This window comes from Sphingomonas radiodurans (assembly GCF_020866845.1).
In the GTDB taxonomy this organism is placed as follows: Bacteria; Pseudomonadota; Alphaproteobacteria; order Sphingomonadales; family Sphingomonadaceae; genus Sphingomonas; species Sphingomonas radiodurans.
In genome coordinates, this window is sequence record NZ_CP086594.1 from 1567146 (window position 1) to 1583362 (window position 16217).

Annotated in this window: 21 protein-coding genes; 7 read left to right on the forward strand and 14 right to left on the reverse strand. The window is 66.2% G+C overall.

The genetic code is table 11. The features are described from left to right. Positions 1-83: 83 nt before the first annotated feature. The 4 genes from LLW23_RS07520 (at position 84) to pdeM (ending at position 2910) form a co-directional block, all read left to right on the forward strand. On the forward strand, positions 84-899 hold the full coding sequence (locus tag LLW23_RS07520; protein ID WP_228948137.1) for a sterol desaturase family protein: 816 nt from the start codon (positions 84-86) through the stop codon (positions 897-899). After that, positions 844-1254 carry a DUF2141 domain-containing protein gene (locus LLW23_RS07525; protein ID WP_228948138.1) on the forward strand — a complete coding sequence of 137 codons (411 nt, stop codon included), beginning with the start codon at positions 844-846 and terminating at the stop codon, positions 1252-1254. Before LLW23_RS07520 ends, LLW23_RS07525 begins: the two co-directional genes overlap by 56 nt. 66 nt (positions 1255-1320) lie before the next feature. Further along, complete coding sequence (locus tag LLW23_RS07530) at positions 1321-2196, forward strand: MipA/OmpV family protein (RefSeq protein ID WP_228948139.1); 876 nt, start codon at positions 1321-1323, stop codon at positions 2194-2196. A gap of 51 nt (positions 2197-2247) precedes the next feature. Then, positions 2248-2910 (forward strand): ligase-associated DNA damage response endonuclease PdeM, encoded by a 663-nt coding sequence (gene pdeM, locus LLW23_RS07535; protein ID WP_228948140.1) that lies wholly within the window; start codon positions 2248-2250, stop codon positions 2908-2910. A 6-nt stretch (positions 2911-2916) separates the two neighbouring features. On the opposite strand, the gene LLW23_RS07540 is transcribed toward pdeM, so the two are convergent. From LLW23_RS07540 to rpmF, 5 genes are all read right to left on the reverse strand, one after another. Then, the gene (locus LLW23_RS07540) at positions 2917-3258 is read right to left on the reverse strand and encodes a MerR family transcriptional regulator (RefSeq protein ID WP_228948141.1); all 342 of its coding nucleotides are present in this window, start codon (positions 3256-3258) and stop codon (positions 2917-2919) included. Continuing rightward, the gene (locus LLW23_RS07545) at positions 3255-3557 is read right to left on the reverse strand and encodes an integration host factor subunit alpha (protein ID WP_228948142.1); all 303 of its coding nucleotides are present in this window, start codon (positions 3555-3557) and stop codon (positions 3255-3257) included. The genes LLW23_RS07540 and LLW23_RS07545 overlap by 4 nt, the downstream gene beginning before the upstream one ends. 86 nt (positions 3558-3643) lie before the next feature. Then, positions 3644-4612 carry a beta-ketoacyl-ACP synthase III gene (locus LLW23_RS07550; protein WP_228948143.1) on the reverse strand — a complete coding sequence of 323 codons (969 nt, stop codon included), beginning with the start codon at positions 4610-4612 and terminating at the stop codon, positions 3644-3646. Next, positions 4609-5640, reverse strand: coding sequence for a phosphate acyltransferase PlsX (gene plsX, locus LLW23_RS07555; protein ID WP_228948144.1), 1032 nt, complete (start codon positions 5638-5640; stop codon positions 4609-4611). Before plsX ends, LLW23_RS07550 begins: the two co-directional genes overlap by 4 nt. A gap of 70 nt (positions 5641-5710) precedes the next feature. Beyond that, positions 5711-5890: a 50S ribosomal protein L32 gene (rpmF, locus tag LLW23_RS07560; protein ID WP_228948145.1), complete on the reverse strand. Its 180-nt coding sequence runs from the start codon at positions 5888-5890 to the stop codon at positions 5711-5713. A gap of 190 nt (positions 5891-6080) precedes the next feature. On the opposite strand from rpmF, the gene LLW23_RS07565 reads away from it, so the two are divergent. Continuing rightward, positions 6081-6527, forward strand: coding sequence for an MAPEG family protein (locus LLW23_RS07565; RefSeq protein ID WP_333473798.1), 447 nt, complete (start codon positions 6081-6083; stop codon positions 6525-6527). Positions 6528-6550: 23 nt separating this feature from the next. On the opposite strand, the gene LLW23_RS07570 is transcribed toward LLW23_RS07565, so the two are convergent. The 4 genes from LLW23_RS07570 to hisG all read right to left on the reverse strand — a co-directional run bounded on the left by LLW23_RS07570 (position 6551) and on the right by hisG (position 9205). Next, positions 6551-6727, reverse strand: coding sequence for a DUF4169 family protein (locus LLW23_RS07570; protein WP_228948146.1), 177 nt, complete (start codon positions 6725-6727; stop codon positions 6551-6553). Further along, positions 6727-7194, reverse strand: a complete 468-nt coding sequence (gene nusB / locus LLW23_RS07575) for a transcription antitermination factor NusB (RefSeq protein ID WP_228948147.1) — start codon at positions 7192-7194, stop codon at positions 6727-6729. Before nusB ends, LLW23_RS07570 begins: the two co-directional genes overlap by 1 nt. A gap of 65 nt (positions 7195-7259) precedes the next feature. Beyond that, the gene (hisD, locus tag LLW23_RS07580) at positions 7260-8543 is read right to left on the reverse strand and encodes a histidinol dehydrogenase (RefSeq protein ID WP_228948148.1); all 1284 of its coding nucleotides are present in this window, start codon (positions 8541-8543) and stop codon (positions 7260-7262) included. Continuing rightward, a complete protein-coding gene (gene hisG, locus LLW23_RS07585) occupies positions 8540-9205 on the reverse strand; it encodes an ATP phosphoribosyltransferase (RefSeq protein WP_228948149.1) in 666 nt (221 codons plus the stop codon). Before hisG ends, hisD begins: the two co-directional genes overlap by 4 nt. A gap of 45 nt (positions 9206-9250) precedes the next feature. Here hisG and LLW23_RS07590 point away from each other — a divergent pair, with 45 nt between their 5' ends. Continuing rightward, positions 9251-10351, forward strand: coding sequence for a DUF2332 domain-containing protein (locus LLW23_RS07590; RefSeq protein WP_228948150.1), 1101 nt, complete (start codon positions 9251-9253; stop codon positions 10349-10351). A 149-nt stretch (positions 10352-10500) separates the two neighbouring features. Here LLW23_RS07590 and LLW23_RS07595 read toward each other — a convergent pair whose 3' ends face one another. Genes LLW23_RS07595 through LLW23_RS07610 form a run of 4 tightly spaced genes read right to left on the reverse strand, consistent with a single transcriptional unit; the run spans position 10501 to position 12839 of the window. Further along, positions 10501-11403 (reverse strand): pirin family protein, encoded by a 903-nt coding sequence (locus LLW23_RS07595; protein WP_228948151.1) that lies wholly within the window; start codon positions 11401-11403, stop codon positions 10501-10503. Then, positions 11400-11852 (reverse strand): NUDIX hydrolase, encoded by a 453-nt coding sequence (locus LLW23_RS07600; RefSeq protein ID WP_228948152.1) that lies wholly within the window; start codon positions 11850-11852, stop codon positions 11400-11402. Before LLW23_RS07600 ends, LLW23_RS07595 begins: the two co-directional genes overlap by 4 nt. Beyond that, positions 11845-12552, reverse strand: coding sequence for a glutathione S-transferase (locus LLW23_RS07605; protein WP_228948153.1), 708 nt, complete (start codon positions 12550-12552; stop codon positions 11845-11847). Before LLW23_RS07605 ends, LLW23_RS07600 begins: the two co-directional genes overlap by 8 nt. Further along, positions 12549-12839, reverse strand: a complete 291-nt coding sequence (locus LLW23_RS07610) for a BolA family protein (RefSeq protein WP_228948154.1) — start codon at positions 12837-12839, stop codon at positions 12549-12551. Before LLW23_RS07610 ends, LLW23_RS07605 begins: the two co-directional genes overlap by 4 nt. Before the next feature lie 39 nt (positions 12840-12878). On the opposite strand from LLW23_RS07610, the gene LLW23_RS07615 reads away from it, so the two are divergent. Continuing rightward, positions 12879-13466, forward strand: a complete 588-nt coding sequence (locus LLW23_RS07615; RefSeq protein WP_228948155.1) for a J domain-containing protein — start codon at positions 12879-12881, stop codon at positions 13464-13466. A 299-nt stretch (positions 13467-13765) separates the two neighbouring features. Here the strand turns inward: LLW23_RS07615 and pnp are convergent, their stop codons facing one another. Further along, positions 13766-16120 (reverse strand): polyribonucleotide nucleotidyltransferase, encoded by a 2355-nt coding sequence (gene pnp, locus LLW23_RS07620; RefSeq protein ID WP_228948156.1) that lies wholly within the window; start codon positions 16118-16120, stop codon positions 13766-13768. Positions 16121-16217: the final 97 nt, after the last annotated feature.

Sequence of the window (16217 nt, forward strand, 5' to 3'; positions counted from 1 at the left end):
ACGAACGTCGCCATGCCGAACCGGTCGCAGCGGGCCGCTATGTCGCTTCCCCCCTTGGGCTCCAGCGCCTACAAGCGGAGGTGATGACCGTCCTGCTTGCCATCATCGCCTCCGCCGTCGTGATGACGGTTATCGTCGGCGTGCGTTACCTCGCCGCCAGCGGCGCCTTCGCGCTGGCCACGCGCGCGAAACATCCGGGCCTTTATGCTGGGCTTGACCCGCAGATCCGGCGCGAGATCGCCTGGAGCCTAGCCTCCGCCGCGATCTACGGCATCCCCGCCGGCGTCGTCGCTTGGGGATGGCAGAACCGCGGCTGGACACGGATCTATACCGATACCGATGCTTGGCCGCTTTGGTATCTGCCGGTGTCGGTGCTGCTATTCTTGCTGGCACATGACACATGGTTTTATTGGACACATCGCTGGATGCACCGACCGGGGCCGTTCAAGCTCGCGCATGCTATCCACCACGCCAGCCGACCGCCGACCGCCTGGGCGGCAATGGCCTTCCACCCGATCGAAGCGCTGACCGGCGCTGTGGCCATTCCGCTACTGGTGTTCGTCATTCCGATCCATGTCACCATGCTGGGTTTGGTGCTGACGGTGATGACGGTTATGGGCGTAACCAATCACATGGGTTGGGAGGTTTTCCCAAGGTTCATGTGGAAGGGGCCAATGGGGGCATGGCTGATCACCGCCAGCCACCATCAGCGACATCACGAGCGGTACGGGTGCAATTATGGACTCTATTTCCGGTTCTGGGATCGGCTTTGCGGCACCGACGGCGGGATCGGGGATTTCGCACGTGACCAGACGCGGGGCCGCTCGCGCGCTCGCTCGGGTGATGTTGGGAGCGGCAGCGCTGCTGACGATCGGCGCGGCGCCCGCCGCCCGGCTTGACGTATCGTTCGATCACGTGCGCTCCGCCAAGGGAATGCTGCGAGTCTGCCTGACCGGTGATCCGAAAAACTTCCCCACCTGTATTGACGACCATAATGCAACGAAGCGCTCGGTTCCCGCGAGTACCGCCACGCTCCGCTTCGACGGCCTTCCACGCGGCGGCTATGCCGTGGCGGTGATCCACGACGAGAACGACAATCGGAAGCTCGATACCTTCGCCGGCATTCCACGCGAGGGCTTCGGCTTTTCGCGTAATCCGACGATAGGATTCGGCCCGCCGCGGTTCGCCGCCGCGCGCTTTGCGATCGACAGTGATGCTGAAGCGCAACAGGTGCGGCTGAGATACATTCTTTAGGTCAACAACCCGGACCTAATCTTGATCAGGCGTGTTACGGCTCCCGAATAAAAAAGGGATCTTGACGTGACCGCTAGCTATCTGATCGGGCTTGTCGCCCTCGCCGCCGCGCTGCCGACGGCAGCCGTAGCGCAGGACGTTTCGGCGCCACCAGCAGGTGCGGCACTCCCGATGGAGGATTTGGGCCGCGAGACGATCACGGTCGGGGTCGGCGTTGGATATCTGCCCGACTACGAGGGGTCGGATGATTATCAGTTCACCCCAGTGCCGGCCGCTGTCGGCACGATCGATGGCGTCAATTTCTCAATCCTCGGCAATCGCGCCAGCGCGGATCTAATTCCGGGTCAGCCGGGACCGACGTGGGACATTCAGGCGGGGCCGATCGGCGTCCTTAACTTTACGCGCAGCAACCGGCAGGGCATCGATGACCCGCGTGTCCGTCGGCTCGGCGAGCGCGACACGGCGATCGAACTCGGCGGCTATGTCGGTATCGGAAAGACCGGCGTGATCACCAGCCCGTACGACAAGCTCTCGGTCTCGGTGAGTTACCGGCACGACGTCAGCGGAGTGCATGAAAGCGGCATCTGGCAGCCGACGATCAACTATCTGACGCCGCTAAGCCGCAAGGCGGCGGTGGCGCTCTTCGGATCGGCGGAGCGGGTCGAAACGAAATACATTCGGACCTATTACAATGTCGGCCCTGCGCAGAGCGTTGCGAGCGGTCTGCCGACTTATACCATTGGCCGCGGCGGCTGGAAGAGTTGGACCATCGGCGGCATGGGTGCCTATTCGTTGACCGGCGACCTGCTGAAGGGTTTGAAGCTCGTCGCCGGCGGCACGTATCGCAAGCTGATCAACGACATCGCTGACAGCCCGCTCGTCAGCGTGGCGGGCTCGCGCAATCAGTGGCTGGGGGTCGTTGGCCTGGGGTACACGTTCTAACCCGATACGGTCGTTGTTGATCCGGCGAGTCGCATCGGGCATGGCTCGGCCATGGTTCCCTTTTCGTTCGCCGGCCACGATCTGACGCCGCTGCCGCAGGGCGCGATATTCTGGGCCGCGCGGCAGGCATTGCTGGTGGCCGATCTGCACCTGGAGAAGGGGAGCTGGTTCGCGCGCTTCGGGCAGATGCTGCCGCCGTATGACTCGCTCGCGACACTTACTGATCTCACCGCGCTGGTCACGGCGACCGGCGCGCGCGAAGTCTGGTGTTTGGGCGACAGCTTCCATGATTCGGCAGGGTGCGAGCGTTTGCCCGAAGCGGCGCAGTCGATGCTGCGCGCGCTGACCGGCGCGACGCGCTGGACGTGGATCACCGGCAATCACGATCGCCACTATGTCGATCGCTGCGGCGGCGAGGTGTGCGAGGAGGCGGTCGTCGATGGCTTGGTGTTGCGCCATGAGGCGAGCAGCACCGAGGTCCGACCCGAAGTGTCGGGGCATTTCCACCCCAAGCTGCGTATCCGCGTGCGCGGCAAGCTGGTTTCGCGTCGCTGCTTTGTGGCGACAGGTGACAAGATCATCCTACCCGCGTTTGGCTCGATGACCGGTGGGCTCGACGCGACACATCCGGAAATCGTGCGGGCGGTAGGCGGATCGGCGCAGGCACTGATCCCGGTCCACGATCGTCTGCTGCGATTCCCGCTAGCGGCGTAAATTCGTTTACGCCGCGTCGAGCGCGTGCTGAAGGCGATCGCGAATGGCGGTCAGCATTGCCGACGGATCGTTCAAATTGGCGGGCGCTTCCACTGCTGGCTCTTCGATCGCGAGCAGCTTCTGAACACCCTTTACCGTATATCCCTCGGTGCCGAGCAGGCGGTGGATACGCCCGACCAAGGCGACGTCCGCGGGGCGATAGTAACGGCGATTCCCCGCGCGGGTGAGTGGGCGAAGCTGCGGAAACCGCGTTTCCCAATATCGCAACACGTGCGGCGCGACCCCCGTCGTCGCAGCGACTTCCCCGATGGTGCGGTAAGCGCCCGCTGCCTTGTCGTCGCCGCTCACGCCGCGCCGTCGACGATCCGATCGCGCATCATCTGGCTGGCGCGGAAGGTAAGCACGCGGCGTGGCGCAATCGGCACCTCGACGCCGGTCTTCGGATTGCGTCCGATCCGCTCGCCCTTGTCGCGCAGCACGAACGTACCGAAACCGGAGATCTTGACGTTCTCCCCTTTCGACAGCGCGCCGCAGAGCTTTTCGAGAATCTGCTCGACCAGATCGGCCGAGTCGGCGCGGGACAGCCCGACTTGCCGGTGCAGGGCTTCGGAAAGGTCCGCCCTGGTCAACGTGCCAGCTTCGCTCATTTTCTTGCCATCTCCCCCATCGCCTTTATCGACGTTAACACCACCAAACGTAGTGCGGAAGACCGATATAGCGATGGCGAGGTCCGTCAGAAGCGGACGACGGCAGCGCCCCAGGTAAAGCCGCCGCCCATGGCCTCGAGCACCACGATCTGACCCGGTCGCACCCGCCCGTCACGCACCGCCGTGTCGAGCGCCAGCGGCACCGAGGCGGCGGAGGTATTGGCGTGCTGGTCGACTGTCATCACCACCTTTTCCGATGGCAGGCCGAGCTTGCGCGCAGTCGCATCGAGGATGCGCGCGTTCGCCTGATGCGGCACCACCCAGTCGACGTCGGCAGACGTGAGCCCCGCAACGACAAGCGTCTCTTCCATCACCGCAGCCAGATTGACCACCGCGTGGCGGAATACCTCGCGGCCCTTCATGCGCAGCTTGCCGACGGTGCCGGTCGTCGATGGCCCGCCATCCACGTAGAGCAGGTCGTTATGACGCCCGTCGGCGTGCAGACGCGTCGCGAGAATCCCGCGCCCGTCCGCGTCGGCGCTGTCCTGTGCCTCCAGCACGATCGCGCCAGCGCCGTCGCCGAACAGCACGCAGGTGGTGCGATCCTCCCAATCGAGGATGCGGCTGAACGTCTCGGCACCGATCACCAACGCGCGCCGATGCGCGCCGGCGCGGATCATGCTGTCGGCCACCTGAACCGCGTAAAGAAAGCCGGAGCACACCGCGCCAACATCGAACGCGACGCAATCGCCGATCTGAAGCATCGCCTGCACCCTGGTGGCAGTCGAGGGGAAGGTCTGGTCCGGCGTAGCGGTGGCGAGCACAATCAGATCGATGTCCTGCGGCGTCACCCCTGCCGCTGCAATCGCACGAACTGCAGCGTCGCGAGCCAACGTGCCCGTCGTCTCGTCGGGCCCGGCGATGTGGCGAAAGCGGATGCCAGTGCGTTCGACGATCCACTCGTCGGTCGTATCGACCATCTCGGTCAGTTCGGCGTTCGATACCCGCCTGGTCGGCAGCGCCGATCCGGTGCCGGTGATAACGCTACGAATCATGCCGCCTGCTTCTCGAAATATCGGAGGTCCTCGGCGATGCGGCGGGCGAGATCAGCCTGCACCATCTTCGCCGCCACGCCGATCGCATTGGCCACGCCGACCTCAGTGGCACCACCATGGCTCTTCAGCACCAACCCGTTGAGGCCGAGGAAAACCGCCCCGTTATGATTGTTTGGGTCGAGATGATCACGCAGCAACTGAGTCGCCGGGCGCGAGATCAGGAAACCGATCTTCGAGCGCACAGAACTGGTGAAGGCGCGCTTCAGCAGATCAGCGACGAAGCGCGCAGTACCTTCCGCGGTCTTGAGCGCGATGTTACCAGAAAAGCCGTCGCAAACGATCACGTCATGCTCGCCACGCGACAATCTGTCGCCCTCGACGAAGCCAGCGAAGGTCATCGGCAGGTGCGGCGCGGCGCGCAGCGCGGCGGCGGCGTCACGGATCTCATCGGTGCCCTTTTGGTCCTCACTGCCGATGTTGAGCAGCGCAACGCGCGGGCTGTCCAGATCCATCGCGACACGCGCATAGGCGGCGCCCATCACCGCGAATTGGACGAGGTTCTTCGCCTCAACTGCGGTGTTCGCACCAAGGTCGAGCACCACGACGTCGTTGTCGCCGAGCGTCGGGAGCAGCGCTGCGAGCGCCGGACGGTCAATGCCGGGCATGGTGCGCAGCGCTAGCTTCGCCATTGCCATCATCGCGCCGGTATTGCCTGCTGAGACTGCAGCGCCTGCGCGCCCCTGCTTTACGCAATCGATCGCGAGGCCCATCGACGTGACCTTGGCGCGGCGCAGCGCCTGCCCGGCCTTCTCGTCACCCGAAATCACCTCGGGCGCATGAATCACCTCGACGCCATTCGCCAAATCCCGATGCCGTTCGAGCCCCGCGCGAATTGCCACCTCGTCACCGACGAGCAAAAATTTCAACGCACCGGTCCGTTGCCGTGCACGCGCGACACCCGCCAGCATCACCGCCAGCCCTTCGTCGCCGCCCATCGCATCGACGGCGATCCACGAACTGTCGGCCATTATCTGACGAGCTCCGTTCGTAGCGGATCAGCGAGGCCGCGAGGATGCGGCACCGATCGGGAAAAGAGCGTCAGCCCTCGACCGAGACGACCTCACGGCCGTTATAATGGCCGCACGCCGTGCACAGATTGTGAGGGCGACGCAGCTCGCCGCAATTCGGGCATTCCTGGAACGCGTCGACGGAAAGCGCGTCGTGCGAACGGCGCATGCCGCGGCGGGAGGGAGAAGTCTTTCGCTTGGGGACGGCCATCGCGGCACCTTGATTTGTTAGTTCGCAAGAAAAACGAAGAGCCCGACGACGACTGGCGCGGCCCGGCATATCACCGTCCGCGCCGGACGGCCGGGCGCATCGCGAAGCTCAGCGCCTATAGCGGAACGCGCGGCGGTTGCAAGCCGCCTCCACGCCTGCCACGCTTCCTGGCACGCACAGGGGGACGAACATGATGCAACTGCCGGTAACGCTTGTCATTGCCGCGGCGTGCGGCGTCATCAACATCTGGCTGGCGCTGCGGTTGGTACGCGGCCGGCTGAAGGGTAAGGTGCTAATGGGCGATGGTGGCGATCCGGCGATGGAAGCCGGCATGCGCTCGCACGCGAACTTCATCGAATATGCGCCGATCGTGCTGATCCTGATGGCGCTGATCGAGCTTGCGCGGGGGCCACTGCTGGCTCTGTGGGTCATCGGCGCGCTGTTCGTGCTCAGCCGAATCGCTCACCCGCTCGGCATGTCACGCCCCGCGCCCAACCCGTTCCGCGCAGGCGGAGCACTGATCACCTGGGCAGTGACGTTGCTGCTTGCAGGATGGGCGCTGGCGATCGCGATCGAGTCCCCGCGCACGATGCCGACGTCGATCGTGCCGGTCGAACAGGGGGCGCCGCGCGCGTAGCCGTGGTAAAACTAGGGAGTCGCTCAGTCCTCCCGTTTTACCCCGTCGAGCGCCCGTTCGCTGCGTGTTAGCGCATTCGAAACCGCGTCGCGCTCCCCCTTGGTTCGCCCGAATTTCACCCGATTCGCCCCGGCCTTGGCCGCCTCATCGACCCGCGCGCGCGCCTTGCGGGCGCGGCGAAGGTTGATGACCTCACCCATCAGGTGCGCACATCACGCGCGATGGCGTCGAGCAACCCGTTGACGAAGCCCGATTCGCGCTTCTCGTAGAAGGCGTGCGCGACATCGACATATTCGCTGATCACCGCACCTTTAGGCACGTCGGCGCGCGCGAGCAGCTCGTAGGTGCCGGCGCGCAGAATCGCCTTCATCGGCTTGTCGAGCCGCTCGAGCGTCCACCCGGTGGCGAGCTTGCCCACGATCAATTTGTCGATCTCGCCGAGCCGCGCTTGCGCGCCGGAGACGATGTCGTCGAAGAAATCGACATCGGCCTCGGCATATTCGACGTCCTCGATCGTGGCGCCGATGCGGTGCTGGTGAAACTCATGGAGCAGGGCGGGAATCGCTGTCCCCTCCATCTCATGCTGATAGAGTGCCTGTGTGGCGGCGAGGCGCGCCGCGGCGCGGGCCTTGGTGCGGGTGCTTATACGGGGAGCGGTTGACGACATACGGCCGCGCCTTACGCCTCCGGGCGCGGAACGACCAGTCCCCCGCCCTTTCGATCGGCCCGCGCTTAGAGCCGCAACGCGACCGACTGCGCATGTGCGGGCAGCCCCTCGGCCGTCGCGAGCGCCACCGTTGCCGGGCCGAGCAGCGCGAGCGCCGCCGGGTCGAGTTGCAGGAAGCTCGTCCGCTTCATGAAGTCGGTCACGCCCAGCCCGCTGGCAAACCGCGCACGTCGGCCGGTCGGCAGCACGTGATTCGGCCCGGCAACATAGTCGCCGATCGCCTCGGGCGTGTGGCGGCCGAGGAACGCCGAGCCGGCGTGGCGCAATTTGTCGAACAGTGGCTGCGGATCATCGACCGCGATCTCGACATGCTCGGGTGCGAGCGCGTCGACGAGCGGGATCGCTTCCTCGAGATCGCGCACCAGCACGATCGCTCCATTGGCCTCCCACGCGATGCGCGCGGTCTTGCCGGTCGGCAGTTCCACCAGCTGCCGTTCCACCGCTGCGACCACCGCGTCGGCAAAGGCAGGTGATTCGGTGAACAGGATCGATTGCGTCGTCACATCATGCTCGGCCTGGCTAAGCAAATCGGCGGCGATCCAGGCGGGATCGTTCGCACCGTCGGCGACGACGACGATCTCGCTGGGCCCGGCGACCATATCGATCCCCACCACGCCGTAGACCTGCCGCTTGGCCTCGGCGACCCAGGCATTGCCCGGCCCAGTGACGACATCGACGCGCGCGATGCGATCCGTGCCCCAGGCGAGCGCGGCGATCGCCTGTGCGCCGCCGATCCGCCATACCTCGTCGGCTCCGGCGAGATGCGCTGCGGCGAGAACCAGGGGGTTGATGAAGCCATCGGGGGTGGGGGTTGCCACTACCAGCCGCTCGACGCCTGCGACCTTGGCCGGGATCGCGTTCATCAGCAGCGTCGAGGGATAGGCCGCGCGTCCACCCGGGACGTAGATGCCCGCCGCGTCAACGGGCCGCCAGCGCGCGCCGAGCCGCACGCCGGCGTCATCGGTAAAGGCGCTGTCCTCGGGACGCTGCTTTTCGTGATAGGCCCGGATGCGCGTTGCGGCGAGTTCGAGTGCCGTGCGCAGCGTGGGATCGAGTGCCTCAAACGCCGCCGCGCATTCGGCGAGCGGCACTGACCACCCGCTCGAGTCGAGATCATGACGGTCGAAGTCCTGCGTGTACGCCCGCAGCGCCGCATCACCCTCGTCGCGGACGCGGCGCAGGATCGCCGCGACATCACGCGTCACGTCTGAATCCGCCTCGCGTCGCGCGTCGACCAGCGCGGCGAAGGCGGCTGGGAACGACGTGTCGGCGGTCGAAAGCCGGATCATGCCGCCACCGCCATGCCCATCGCGGCACGACGAAATGCCTCGACCAGCGGCACCACAGCGGCGCGCGTCTTCATTGCCGCACGATTGACGATAAGCCGCGAGGAGACCTCGAGAATTCGCTCGACTTCGACCAAACCATTTTCCTTCAAGGTCCGCCCCGACGAGACGAGATCGACGATGCGTGGCGCCAAACCGAGCATCGGTGCGAGTTCCATCGCGCCGTTGAGCTTGATGCATTCGGCCTGCACGCCGCGCCGGGCGAAATGCTGCGCGGTGAGGTGCGGATATTTGGTCGCGACGCGCACGTGGCTCCAGCCGCGCGGATCGTCGGTGGCGGCGAGTTCGGCCGGTTCTGCAACCGACAAGCGGCAATGGCCGATGCCGAGATCGACCGGGGCGTACAGCTCCGAATAAGCAAATTCGCCGAGCACGTCTGATCCGACGATGCCAAGCTGCGCCGCGCCGTGCGCCACGAAGGTTGCGACGTCGAAGGCGCGGACGCGGATTAACGCGATGCCGTGATCTTGCGTGGCGAAGCGCAACGCGCGGCTGTTCTCGTCGAAGAACGCCGCTTCGGGCACCACGCCGGCCGCGGCGAGCAGCGGCTGCGCCTCGGCGAGGATACGCCCTTTCGGGACGGCGATAACGAGCGGTTCGGGCATGCGGCGGGCTTTACGCAGGCTCCTTTGTGGGCGCAACAATGGCGGATGGGGACAGAGGTAGAGAACCGCGAGTCGTTCCACATTCAGGCGGGCTATTGCAGCGCCATGGCAGCGCCAATCACCGCGCGCGTCGCGACGGCGCTCGCTGATGCGCTCGATCGGAGCACGCAAACCGGGCGGCGGGTGCTTGATTGGCCGGGGGAGCCGGTGGCGGATGCGATCGTGCTGCGATTGATCGGTGGGCTCCATGCGCTGCATCGCAGTGGGGACGACCCGGAGGTTTCGCGGGTGTTTTCGGGGGCAATCCATACCCAAGCGTCACTCGAAAATTCGCTAAACGGCGCTTTGCGCCGCCATGATCGGTTTCTTTCTTCATGGCTCGATGGGCCGCCTCAAACCAACGAGGCGGGGCGCTCGGCGGGGTTGATGACTGGGCTGCTGCATCTCGCCGAAAGCTTCGGCCCGGCATTTGAATTGCTGGAGATCGGATCGAGCGCCGGGCTCAATCTGCTGATCGATCGCTACGCCTTCGATCTCGGCGGGGTGCGCAAAGGACCGGGCGACGCGCCGGTGACGATCGCGCCCGAGTGGCGCGGGCCGCCGCCGCCCGATGCGCCGATCGACATCCGGTCCGTGCGCGGGGTGGACATCGCGCCGATCGACGTGACGGACCCTTCCGAGGCGGAACGGCTGACAGGATATGTGTGGGTCGACGCGGCGGAGCGGCTGGCGCGGATCGAGCGCGGCATTGCGATGATCCAGCAGCATGGCGTTCAGCTCGACCGCGGCGATGCTGCCGATTGGATCGTGGACCGGCTCGCCGAGCCGCAGGAAGCCGGCACGACGCGCGTGCTGATGCATTCGGTAATGTGGCAGTACCTGCCACCTGCTGGCCGCGAGCGCATCCGCGCGGCAATGTCCGGGGCCGGCGCGCGCGCGACGGACGAGCGGCGACTCGGCTGGGTGATGATGGAGCCGAACCGCGATCTGCACCGTCACGAAGTCCGCGTGCGGGGTTGGCCGGGCGAACGGGCGATGGAGCTGGTTGCGCTGACGCATGCGCATGGCGCGTGGGTCGAGCGGCTGGAGCCGCCGTACGAGACGCGGGACTACGTGATGTGGCGGGGACCGTACGAGAAGGAGTAGCTACCCCCCTCCCCTTCAAGGGAGGGTCTGGGGCGGGGCTTTCTCGACGGACACGGCAGTGCGCTTGGACAGGCCCTCCCCCACCCCCTCCCGCGCGCGGGAGGGGAGTTTTTGGGTAACGCCCTCCCGCGCGCGGGAGGGGAGCTTTCTTACGGGTAGCTGACGGTCTTCGGCTCACCCGGGATCGGGATCCATTCGATCTCGTCGCCGGGGACCACGGGGAACTCGCGCGCCATCCAGGCGCGGCGGGCTTCCTCGATGCGCTCGCGCGAGGAGCTGACGAAATTCCACCAGACGTGACGCGGCGTGGCGAAGGCGTCGCCGCCCGCGAGCATCGCGCGCGCGCCGCTCGTGGTGCGGAGTGTCGCGGCGATGCCGGGGCGCAACACGTAGAGCCGCTGCGGTTCGAGCGGCATGCCTTCGAGTGTCGCGTCGCCCTCGACCAGATAGATCGAGCGTTCGTCGGCGTCGGCATCGATCGGCACGCTGGCGCCCGCCGCCAGCACGATGTCGGCGTAGATCGTGCCAGCGTAGGTCGTCGTCGGCGCGGTCTTGCCCCACAGGCTGCCCATGATGATGCGCGCGGTGACGCCGGCGCCCTCGATCACCGGCAGCGCATCGGCCGGGACATGCTCGAACGCGGGGTCGATCTCCTCGCGGCCGTCGGGCAGCGCGAGCCATGTCTGGATGCCCGACAGGGCCGGGCCGCCGGGTCGCTCCTCGGCGGGCGAACGCTCGGAATGGACGATACCCGTGCCCGCAGTCATCAAATTCACCGCGCCGGGGCGGATGACGATCTCGGTGCCTAGCGAATCGCGGTGGCCGATCGCGCCGTCGAACAGATAGGTGACGGTGGACAGGTTGATGTGCGGATGCGGGCGCACGTCGATCCCCTGGCCCGGCGGCAGATGCGCCGGCCCCATCTGATCGAAGAACAGGAACGGCCCGACCATCGTGCGCTCGCGATGCGGCAGCGTGCGATGGACTTTGAAGCCGCCGATGTCGTGCGTCGATGGCGTCAGGGTGATTTCAATCAGCTCGTCACGGGTCATGGGTCGGTTGCTTCCAGCATGGGCAAGAGATCGTCGGGGTAGATCCATTCGGGCCAGCCGGCGATCTCGTCGCGGGCGAACCAGCGCCATTGCGTCATCACACGGCGTTCGAGTTCGGTATGGCCTGCGGGATCGATCTCGCCACCATCGACATCGATGCGGAACCAGCGTTCGTCGGCGGTGACTTCGACTCGTTCGATGGTTAGGAAATCGACCGTCCGCTGCGCGATCTCCTCGCCCGGATCGGCGTGGATGCCAGTTTCCTCGAACAATTCGCGCCGTGCCGCCGCAGCATAGCTTTCGCCGGGATCGAGCGCGCCGCCCGGCGTGCACCAGAACGGCGCGCGATCGTCGCCCGGGGCAAAGCGGAACAACAGCACGCGGCCGGCGCGATCGACGAGCAGGATGCGCGCCGCCGGGCGCGCGGCACGGGCTACTGCGTCAGTCACTGTCGAGCTCGGGATAGTGGCGGAAGATGCCTTGCGTGTTGAAGGGCAGCCGACGATCGCTCTTGAGATACGCCTTGATCCCCGGCAGCTCGGCGACCGCATCGTGGATGCGCACGATTGCGGGATAGTCGCCTTCGATCGCCGCCATGCGACGCGGGAACATGTAGCGCAGCCCCGCGACGACCTGGAACAGCGACGTATCGGCATAGCTCCAGCGATCGCCGACCAGCCAAGCGCCGCTTTCCGCGCCCGCCGCCGCCTCGAAATGATCGAGGAACTTCGGCATGCGATCCTCGCGGAACTGCGCGGCTGCACGCGCCGCCTCGGGCTTCTGCTCGTCGTAATAGGCCATCGGCTCGACGGGATGGTGAACATTGTGCACCTCGGCAACCAGATCGGCGATAGTGAGCTGAAGCTGGTGCAACCAGTAACGATCGGCCGTCGTCGATGGCCCGAGATCGTGGCGCTCGCCGAGATACAGCAGGATGGCGGCGACCTGCGCGATCGTCTTGCCGTCGCAGTCGAGATACGGCGGCGCGAACGGCGCACGACCGCCGCGCGCTTCCATGTCGGCGAGCAACGCCTCGGCGCCCTGTTCGCGCGCGCAATCCTCGTATGGGATCCCCGCCGCCTCGAGCGGCAGGCGAACGAACTCGCCGCGCCCCTGAAGATCGGGCCAATACCACAGGCGATAGGTCATCGCGGCTCGCCGGGCGCGAGCGTTCGCATCGCGAGCGCGTGGATCGAATCGCGCAGCAGATCGGCGAGCGCCTGATTGACGAGGCGTTGGCGCGCGACGCGGTTGAGCCCGGTAAAGGCCGCACTCTCGACCACCACGCGGAAGTGCGATTCGCCCGAGCCATCATCGCCCATATGGCCGCGGTGCTGCGCGCTTTCGTTGATCACTTCGAGATGCGTCGGGTCGAGTGCCTCGACGAGACGGGCGGCGATCGCGTGCTGGACGGGACCAGTGGAAGGGTCGGACATCGATCTTATATAGCCCGCTTTTGCGGGAAAGATGAGATTTTGGCGAAGGAACGGCCCAGCGCGCGTTTTCATGGGCGGATCGAGGGCGATCGCCCGTGCAGCGCCCCCGGCTGCGACGCGTGCGGCGAGTTCCGCGCGCCGCCGCTGGAAGGGCCGAGCAGCGACGGGCCGCCGGCCTTCCGCTGGTTCTGCCTCGATCATGTGCGCGAATTCAATGCGCGCTACAATTACTTCGACGGGATGACGGCGGACGAGATCCACCATGCGCAACGCCCAATGGCGGGCTGGGAACGCGAGACGCGCGCCTTCGCGCGGGCGATGGGGGCGGACCAGGGGCCGAAATGGTCCGATTTCCCCGATCCGCTCGACGCGATCAGCGCGCGCTATCGCCGCGAGGCCGCGCCCGAGCGGAGCGACGGCAAGCCGCTATCGGGGCAGGATCGCGCGAGCCTGAAGGTGCTGGGGTTGCCGGCCAATGCGGACCGGATGGCGCTGCGCAAGCGCTACAGCGAGCTGGTGCGGCGCTATCATCCCGATCGCAATGGCGGGGATCGCAGCCAGGAGGCGATGCTGACGAACGTGATCGCGGCATATCAGCAGTTGCGGCAGGCGCCGGCGTTCTTGTGAACCTCTCGTCACCCCGGGCTTGACCCGGGGGTCCGCTGCCTCGCGACGGTGGGGCAAGAAGAAGCGGGACCCCGGCTCAAGGCCGGGGTGACGGTGGTGTGAGGTCAAGGTTTGCCTTCGTCATGCCGGGCTGGTCCCGGCATCCACGGTGCCGCACATCCTACGACCGCGGTGTTTGTGGACGGGTGGATGCCGGGACGAGCCCGGCATGACGGTAGTGGGGACCGTCTTCGTTCTCACAAAAAAAAGGCCCCGGCATTGCTGCCGGGGCCTCTCTTCATTCCACCTAAGCGGAAGAATTAATCGCGATCGTTCGTCAGGAAGGCTGGGGCGAACTCGGGCGCTGCGCCCTCGTCCTTGTTGCCTTCGGGACGCGGGCCGCGATCGCGGCGGGGGCCGCGGTCGCCGCCGCCGCTGCCGCGCGGACCGCGATCGCCGCCGCCGCTGCGCGGGCCACGATCACCGCCACCGCCGCCTTCGCGACGCGGGCCACGATCACCGCCGCCGCTGCGCTCCGGGCGCGGCTCGCGGGCAGGACGGGTATCTTCCAGCTCGGCGCCGGTTTCCTGATCGACGACGCGCATCGACAGGCGGACCTTGCCGCGCGGATCGATCTCGAGGACCTTGACCTTCACGGCCTGGCCTTCGGACACGACGTCACCCGGCTTCTCGACCCGCTCGTTCTTCATTTCGGACACATGGACGAGACCGTCCTTGCCGCCCATGAAGTTCACGAACGCGCCGAAATCGACGATGTTGACGACCTTGCCGTCATAGACCTTGCCGACCTCGGCCTCCTCGACGATCCCGCGGATCCAGGCGATCGCCGCCTCGATCTGCGAATGATCGGACGAGCTGACCTTGACCACGCCCTCGTCGTCGATGTCGACCTTCGCGCCGGTGGTGGCGACGATCTCGCGGATCACCTTGCCGCCGGTGCCGATGATGTCGCGGATCTTCGCCTTGTCGACCGTCAGCGTCTCGATGCGCGGTGCATGCGCCGAGAGTTCGCCACGGGTCTCGCCGAGCGCCTTGTTCATTTCTTCCAGGATGTGCGCGCGGCCTTCATGCGCCTGCGCCAGTGCGACACGCATGATCTCTTCGGTGATGCCGGCGATCTTGATGTCCATCTGAAGGCTGGTGATGCCTTCGCTGGTGCCGGCAACCTTGAAGTCCATGTCGCCGAGGTGATCCTCGTCGCCCAGGATGTCCGAGAGGACGGCGAAGTCCTTGCCCTCGAGGATAAGGCCCATCGCGATGCCCGAGACGGGGCGCTTGATCGGCACGCCGGCATCCATCAGCGCGAGGCTGCCGCCGCAGACCGTCGCCATCGACGAGGAGCCGTTGCTCTCCGTGATGTCGCTGGTGACGCGGATCGTGTACGGGAATTCTTCCTTCGACGGCAGCACGGCATGCAGCGCGCGCCAGGCGAGCTTGCCATGGCCGATGTCACGTCGCGATGGCGCGCCGAAGCGGCCGACTTCACCGACCGAGTACGGCGGGAAGTTATAGTGCAGCATGAAGTGCTGGTAGGTGAGACCACCCAGGCCATCGATCATCTGCTCCGCATCGCGCGTGCCGAGCGTCGTGGTGGCGATCGTCTGCGTCTCGCCGCGGGTGAACAGCGCCGAGCCGTGCGCGCGCGGCAGGAAGTGAACTTCCGCCGAGATCGGACGGACCGTCTTCGTGTCACGCCCGTCGATGCGACGGCCGGTCTTGAGGATCGCGCCGCGGACGATTTCGGCCTCGACCTTCTTCACCAGCTTCAGCGTGCCGAGATATTCCGACGGGTTGCTTTCCTTGAGGTCAGCGAACGCCTCGCGTGCCTTGGCGCGCGCGTCGTTGATCGCGGTCTGGCGGGCCTGCTTGTCGGTCAGCTTGTAGGCTGCCTCCATGTCCTTGCCGATCAGCTTCTTGAGCTTCGTCTTGTGCGCCGACAGATCGGCACCCGAGTTCAGCTCCCACGGCTCCTTGGCGGCCTGTTCGGCCAGCTTGATGATCGCGTCGATCACTTGCTGCGAGGCCTTGTGCGCGAACATCACGGCGCCGAGCATCACGTCCTCGGACAGCTCCTTGGCTTCCGATTCGACCATCATCACCGCGTCGTGCGTGGCGGCGACGACCAGGTCGAGCTCACCGGCGGCGACATCGGCGTCCGACGGGTTGAGCTGATATTCGCCATCCTTGTAGCCGACGCGCGCGGCGCCGATCGGGCCCATGAACGGAACGCCCGACAGCGTCATCGCGGCCGATGCGGCAATCAGCGCCAGCAGATCGGGCTCGTTCTGGCCGTCATAGCTCATCACCTGCGCGATGCAGTTGATCTCGTTGTAGAAGCCTTCGGGGAACAGCGGGCGCAGCGGGCGATCGATCAGCCGGCTGACGAGCGTCTCGCGCTCGGTGGCGCCACGCTCACGCTTGAAGAAGCCACCCGGGATACGACCGGCCGACGAGAATTTTTCCTGATAGTGGACGGTGAGCGGGAAGAAATCCTGCCCTTCCTTAACCGACTTGGCGGCGGTGACGGCGCACAGCACGACCGTTTCGCCGAGCGTCGCGAGAACCGCGCCGTCAGCCTGGCGGGCAACGCGGCCCGTTTCGAGCGTCAGCGTCTGGCCGCCCCACTCGATGCTTACCTTTTTGGTATCGAACATTTGGTTTCCTTTGGACCGGCCGCCCAATGCGACCGGGGCCTAGAGGGGCATCTGCGACGTCGCAGGTGCCCGGGTGCAGGCTGTCCGGCCTGCGCGG

What these genes read in the sequence shown, in the direction of transcription:
- LLW23_RS07520 (WP_228948137.1), top strand. Translation starts at nt 84, where the DNA reads ATGACCGTCCTGCTTGCCATCATCGCCTCCGCCGTCGTGATGACGGTT.
- LLW23_RS07525 (WP_228948138.1), top strand. Translation starts at nt 844, where the DNA reads ATGTTGGGAGCGGCAGCGCTGCTGACGATCGGCGCGGCGCCCGCCGCC.
- pdeM (WP_228948140.1), top strand. Translation starts at nt 2,248, where the DNA reads ATGGTTCCCTTTTCGTTCGCCGGCCACGATCTGACGCCGCTGCCGCAG.
- LLW23_RS07545 (WP_228948142.1), bottom strand. Translation starts at nt 3,557, where the DNA reads ATGAGCGAAGCTGGCACGTTGACCAGGGCGGACCTTTCCGAAGCCCTG.
- LLW23_RS07550 (WP_228948143.1), bottom strand. Translation starts at nt 4,612, where the DNA reads ATGATTCGTAGCGTTATCACCGGCACCGGATCGGCGCTGCCGACCAGG.
- plsX (WP_228948144.1), bottom strand. Translation starts at nt 5,640, where the DNA reads ATGGCCGACAGTTCGTGGATCGCCGTCGATGCGATGGGCGGCGACGAA.
- rpmF (WP_228948145.1), bottom strand. Translation starts at nt 5,890, where the DNA reads ATGGCCGTCCCCAAGCGAAAGACTTCTCCCTCCCGCCGCGGCATGCGC.
- LLW23_RS07565 (WP_333473798.1), top strand. Translation starts at nt 6,081, where the DNA reads ATGATGCAACTGCCGGTAACGCTTGTCATTGCCGCGGCGTGCGGCGTC.
- LLW23_RS07570 (WP_228948146.1), bottom strand. Translation starts at nt 6,727, where the DNA reads ATGGGTGAGGTCATCAACCTTCGCCGCGCCCGCAAGGCGCGCGCGCGG.
- nusB (WP_228948147.1), bottom strand. Translation starts at nt 7,194, where the DNA reads ATGTCGTCAACCGCTCCCCGTATAAGCACCCGCACCAAGGCCCGCGCC.
- hisD (WP_228948148.1), bottom strand. Translation starts at nt 8,543, where the DNA reads ATGATCCGGCTTTCGACCGCCGACACGTCGTTCCCAGCCGCCTTCGCC.
- hisG (WP_228948149.1), bottom strand. Translation starts at nt 9,205, where the DNA reads ATGCCCGAACCGCTCGTTATCGCCGTCCCGAAAGGGCGTATCCTCGCC.
- LLW23_RS07590 (WP_228948150.1), top strand. Translation starts at nt 9,251, where the DNA reads ATGGGGACAGAGGTAGAGAACCGCGAGTCGTTCCACATTCAGGCGGGC.
- LLW23_RS07595 (WP_228948151.1), bottom strand. Translation starts at nt 11,403, where the DNA reads ATGACCCGTGACGAGCTGATTGAAATCACCCTGACGCCATCGACGCAC.
- LLW23_RS07605 (WP_228948153.1), bottom strand. Translation starts at nt 12,552, where the DNA reads ATGACCTATCGCCTGTGGTATTGGCCCGATCTTCAGGGGCGCGGCGAG.
- LLW23_RS07610 (WP_228948154.1), bottom strand. Translation starts at nt 12,839, where the DNA reads ATGTCCGACCCTTCCACTGGTCCCGTCCAGCACGCGATCGCCGCCCGT.
- pnp (WP_228948156.1), bottom strand. Translation starts at nt 16,120, where the DNA reads ATGTTCGATACCAAAAAGGTAAGCATCGAGTGGGGCGGCCAGACGCTG.